General features: G+C 57.7%; 4 protein-coding genes. 3 read left to right on the forward strand and 1 reads right to left on the reverse strand.

Annotation, left to right across the window (positions count from 1 at the left end; translation table 11 throughout):
• From KBI52_RS02235 to KBI52_RS02245, 3 genes are all read left to right on the forward strand, one after another.
• Nucleotides 1-525, forward strand: a 525-nt coding sequence (locus KBI52_RS02235) for an IS630 family transposase (protein WP_210805043.1), incomplete at its 5' end; no start/stop codon positions are given.
• A gap of 1859 nt (nucleotides 526-2384) precedes the next feature.
• A complete protein-coding gene (locus KBI52_RS02240) occupies nucleotides 2385-2834 on the forward strand; it encodes a DUF6878 family protein (protein WP_210805045.1) in 450 nt (149 codons plus the stop codon).
• Between the two features lies 1 nt (nucleotide 2835).
• Nucleotides 2836-3216, forward strand: coding sequence for a hypothetical protein (locus tag KBI52_RS02245; RefSeq protein WP_210805047.1), 381 nt, complete (start codon nucleotides 2836-2838; stop codon nucleotides 3214-3216).
• Nucleotides 3217-4086: 870 nt separating this feature from the next.
• On the opposite strand, the gene KBI52_RS02250 is transcribed toward KBI52_RS02245, so the two are convergent.
• The gene (locus KBI52_RS02250; RefSeq protein ID WP_210805049.1) at nucleotides 4087-4941 is read right to left on the reverse strand and encodes a hypothetical protein; all 855 of its coding nucleotides are present in this window, start codon (nucleotides 4939-4941) and stop codon (nucleotides 4087-4089) included.
• Between the last annotated feature and the right edge of the window lie 311 nt (nucleotides 4942-5252).

Genomic DNA, 5252 nt, shown 5'->3' on the forward strand with positions numbered 1-5252 from the left:
ACGATCTTCTGGGAGGATGAGACCGGCCTGCGCTCCGACGATGTGCGCGGCCGCAGCTTCGCCCCACGCGGCCGGACGCCTGTCGTGGGCCCGTCTCACAAGCGCGCGGGGCTGGGCCTGATCTCGGCTGTGACCAACAAGGGCGAGCTGCGCTGGATGGTGCTCGACGGCGCGCTCAATGCTCCGAGCCTGATCCGCATTCTCGGCCGGCTGCTCGAGGATGTCGATGGCCAAGTGTTTCTGATCTGGGACAACCTGCCGGTCCATCGGGCTCGGGCGGTGCAGGACTGGTTGGCCGCGCGCCCAGAGCGGATCGAGGTTTTTTACCTGCCGCCCTACAGCCTTGAACTCAACCCGGACGAGGGGCTGAACGCCGACCTGAAGCAGGCTGTGACCCGCAAGCCGCCGGCCCGCAGCAAGCCCGAACTCAAACGCACTGTCATCAGCCACATGCGCCGGCTCGCCAAATTGCCCAACCGGATTCGCAGCTACTTTGGGCATCCATCTTTCCGCTATGCCGCGTAGTTCAAGATCACCCAAGCCGGATCAATAAAACGAGAAATACTCCCTCCAAGGAAAACGCCATAAGACGCGACGTTTCGCAAACGACATTTTTGGCTCCGCCGGCCTTATCGCTGAAACGTGCTCGTCTGCCCTATTGGATAAGACCGTCCCTGAACCGTAGGGCCAACACAGATAAGTATCGGCGTGCGCAGGTTGCAGGACAGTCGAGTTGTCGGCATGCGGCATATGAGGCGTACGCTGCACAAACTGAACGAATGCCCCGACAGCCTTCCGCACCATTGTCCTCCCGCCGTGGCATAGGTCCATGGATTGTCCCCGTTGGAGAAACGATGTAGCTGCCGTCACGCAGGATAGCGCGGCACGATGAAAGGCCGCCGGGCATTGACGGAACTTCTGACGAAGTGAGAGACGTGGAGTGACATGGGTAAGCGGTCAGGGTTGTGAGCCGGCGCTTCTCATCGACAATTCTGCTTCAGGCACGACAGACAACCTCCAGCACGGCATTGTAGTCGTCCAGCGCATGGTGTGAGAGGTTCCGCTCGGCTGCTCTGGGCTACGTTGATCTCGGCCCGACCAGCAATTCCTGTACGAGACACACCTGACAAAGCACTTTCACCACATAAGGTGTACGTCAGCCACGATATTCGTCAGACGTTAGGGTCGGTTAAAGGTGCGGCGCAAGCTGTGATCGTCATACTGGCTCGGAGATGACCAATCTCTTGGAGGAGCAGGGGCGCCGGGCACCCTGCTCCTGCTGGTGCCCTGAACTCCTCCCGATCACAGGTGATCGCTCGCGCTTCAGGGCACCAGCGCTTACTTGTTACCTCGCTTAAGGTCATCCCTTGAAGATTTCTCGTTCATTCACTTTCGGAAGGGACGTGCTTTTCTCCCCCCGTCCTGCACGATATGCAAATAGAGCGAACAGAACAGAGGGGATCATTCACTTCCATCGGTAAGTGCTCAACAAGCCACGAGGCCGGTTCTATCCGGCGGCTGGGGGTTTCCCGGTCCCAGCATATAGCGGCCCTATCCTGGTCAGTCCCGCCTAGTAGGGAGGGTTTGGGAGGGTCGGCTCAATGTGTGTTGGACGGCTCGATGATAGGATTGACGCGATCATAGCCGGGATGCAGAGCACATTTTACATTGGTCGGTCTTGCCCCTCGGGCGGACGTTAGTGCCAAACGGTTATCGATTCATAGAATCGACGCTCGTGCGCCAGACAGTTGAGGAATCGGCGCACGCGGAGAAGGGTCAAATGACTCAAGACACACTTCTCCTCTTGAGAGAATGCCTTCTTGCAAAGGACGTTTTTGGCGCCGTTTGCCGAGCAGCCGTTACTCACCTGGCGAGCTTATCGTCAGTGCGGGCTAATCCTAGCCGGTGAGTCCGTCTCGTCGGTGGCCCTGCCTCATAACTCCCGGTCAAGCGGCCGACACTATCACGCGTCCTTGCCTTCGTTAACGTCCCGGGTGTCGTTTGTGGGGCGGAGTCACCCCAATCTCAATCCTGAGCCTATGCCGTATCTATTTATAACGCAGGGACCGTCGCTAGGTCAAAATTGAAATCAGCGGCTGCAGAAAATAAAAATAATGCAAAACGTGGATGAGGGATGGCATCCTTTGTCCAGATCGACGTTCGATCTGATGCTGGAAGCTTAATGAATAGTTTGAATTGCCCTTTCTTACACTCCAACAGACACCGGTTCATCATTGCTTCATTCGAGCATATACCCGCGTAGAGTCCAGCAGAATTCAAAGCACTTGTCCTGGGCACCCTCAAGCCGATGAAGGATCCCTTCAAAGAGTGGACTGCGCCATGACATCCCAAACAACTTTCTCACACATCACAGGAAATGAATAATGACAACCCTGGCTCAAAGCCAAGATCCTAAGGCTTTTCGCGCGGCGATTATGGCCGAACTGCTTCAACTCGGCATTGCTGAAGTGACCATTGAATTCGATGGTTCAGGCGATGAAGGACAGATTTCAGATATCTGCTGTACAACGGTGAGCGGCAATGCAAGCTCGCTGACGTTCCCGTCCAATATTCCCGGCCAAACAATCGCTGCGGGCGAACGTATTTGGGACAGCACAGCCTACAAGTATGTCACGCAAACGGCGGATCGTCCGGCAACCATGAGGGAGGTTCTGGATGCGTGGTGTTACGGGTTGCTCGATCACGCCGGCGTCGATTGGGTAAACAACGAAGGCGGCTACGGTGAAATCGTCATTAAGCCCGCTGTGAATTCGGTCCGCTGCCACATGAACGCGCGCATTATTGACTCCATCTATAGCGAGCATGAGCTCTAAGATGGCAGATGCGTTTCACCATGCCCTATCGAGTGCTCGCAAGTGGGGCGGCATCGATGAGGACTATCTCGCGGTGCATCAGTGGTTCGATGAGAGCAAGGCAATCACGTGCGACTTTCGCCATCGTGCGCTGCGACATCACGCAGAGGGCATTGCCCTTTGCGTGCAGATCTTCGGGCCGACAATCACCACCAGCGCCGGCCGCCAAGTCCCCACCCGCTGGGTAGCCGAGCAGCATGTGAAGGAAGATTTCGGCTGGATACCGTCGTTTGTCGACTGGGTAAGGGCGATCAAGGCAGAACCCTGGATGGGCCGTGTGCCGAAGCTCGAGCTTGCGGAGGAGGAGAGGGCGGGTATGGGAGCTGCAGACAAGCCACTGTAGCGCACGGAAGGCAGATCTGTCTCTCGAGAGACTGGATTCCAGCGTCCGGCAGAACGCTTCATGCAGCTTAGTGCCCGGCGGGCTAGTCGCCGCTAACATGCGGCGAACGTGCTTCATAGGCGCAACCCACGCAAAGGTGGGGCACAGTGGCGAAGATCGCATCATGTGATGTGGAGCGGGATTCAAGTCTTCCAACAGAACACATGCAATGAGCCAAAAATCTTAGTTCTGCATCAACCAACGGCGTTGACGCCCCGCATAGGTCGTGTCGGGCTAAGATCAGCTATGGCGACGAGCTGAGCTTTGAATTGCGAATAATATAATAAAAATTGAAAGGATATTTCACATGATAAATTACGACAAGAAACTCGGATCAAGGATTTAAATTGAAAAGAACTTGGTACACATACGCCGTTCTTTGCGCGTCGCAGAGCGATATCTCGGCTATGAAGGATCTGGCTACATATATGTTCGGCTCTGCTGGACGGTCTTGGAGCCTAACGGATGATAGTATCGTCTGTGTTGTTTCCTTCAAAAAACTCGAAGACATGCACGCATTTGTCACGTGCCTCAATTTCTTAACCCCTGCGACCGAAAGGCAATTGCCTCTCGGTTGGCAGAACTCACTCGCCGCATGCGGATGGCTCCCTTCAGACGAAACCGGAGCCAGCAGATTGAAGGCTGTCAGCAGACGCGGTCAGCTTCCTCGGCGATGATCGTGCTCAATGAGCCTTTGGTGTCGCAACGTAGCGTGGTCGTGATCATGAGTATCGATCACTTGAAGACCTTGAGCGGGACGTCCGGCCACCAGGGCAGTGTTGGATAGACGGCGCGCGGCTCGCTCGGTAGCGTCTGCTCGCCGCTCTCGGATTAAGTCTTGTGGCTGCTATGTCCGGCGGTCAGTTTCAGGGAGGCGTCGGCGCCGGTGACCCTCGGCTCATCGAAGTTGAGGTTGCCGAGCTTCCAGGACTGCAGCACCACAGCGGTTTCACCGATGGACTTCGGCTTCACGCCACCCTCTGTCGCACGCTCAATCGTCAGAGCCTTGCCGCTCCAGTCGAGCAGGAGGCGGTCGTCCGGTCCAAACCCTGCCTTGTTCCACAAGGCGCGCGGTAGGCGGATGGAGGTATAGTATCGATCTGAACGCTTGGCATCGGGAATTGACTTTATCAGGACAGGCGCAAAACTCGCCTGAGGCGTGGGTGCCCCGTTCCTCTTGGGGCGCTGGCCCTGCCTGAGTGGCGTCCTCGTCTCCGCCACTAGTGGTGCAGACACAGCTTCCGGACCAGCCGCTTGGTCCACATCTTGCAAAAGATTAAGCTGCTGGGCCGGCGGCTCCTCAGCCCCTTTCGCTTTGGCTGGCGGCTTCGGAGCAGCACTGGCAGAGGTGGAAACGGCCGGCATGCATTGGATTGCGGTGGCAACCTCTCGCAGGCTTCCGGAGATCCCCTCTGCCGACTGCTCCACCAGAGGTATCAGACGAGCCATGGCCTCAATCTGCTGAGTGCCCAGAGAAACCAGCTTGCCCATCTGCTCCGCCATGAGCTCCATAGTGGGGCGAAGGCTTTTCAGCTCGGCGGCTATTTCTGTCAGGGCCTGTTCGAGCTCGGGTGACAGGGCAGGGGCGGGTGCGACCTGCTGGGGCACGTCCGCAGCTGGTGGGCGAGGGGCCTGCAGCGGCTTGGCACGGAAGACCTCCGCGGCAAGTGCTTCGGGCTTGCCCAAGTGGCGCGCCAAGATATCGGCTGTGTCCCGAGAGCGCCTGTCCACAACGGGTGTCGGGCGATCCGGATGGGGCGCAGCACCTGGTGATCTGTGGTGCCGAGCTTCGCTGCTCTGGCGCGGCTGCTGAGCCCCGTGGGGCTTCGCCAGACAAACCGAACACAGATCATGGGCGCGATCGCGGGCGAGAAGCCAGCCTCGGTCCTTGAAGTAGCCCTTGACGACATCGTCGCCGACAGACGTGCTCGCCTCGTAGGTGTCCGTCTTGTGGCATCCCGAGCAACGGGCGGTGAAGCGGTACTTGGAGGGAGCGC

The sequence above is a fragment of the Microvirga sp. HBU67558 genome (assembly GCF_018069605.1).
Lineage (GTDB): Bacteria > Pseudomonadota > Alphaproteobacteria > Rhizobiales > Beijerinckiaceae > Microvirga > Microvirga terrae.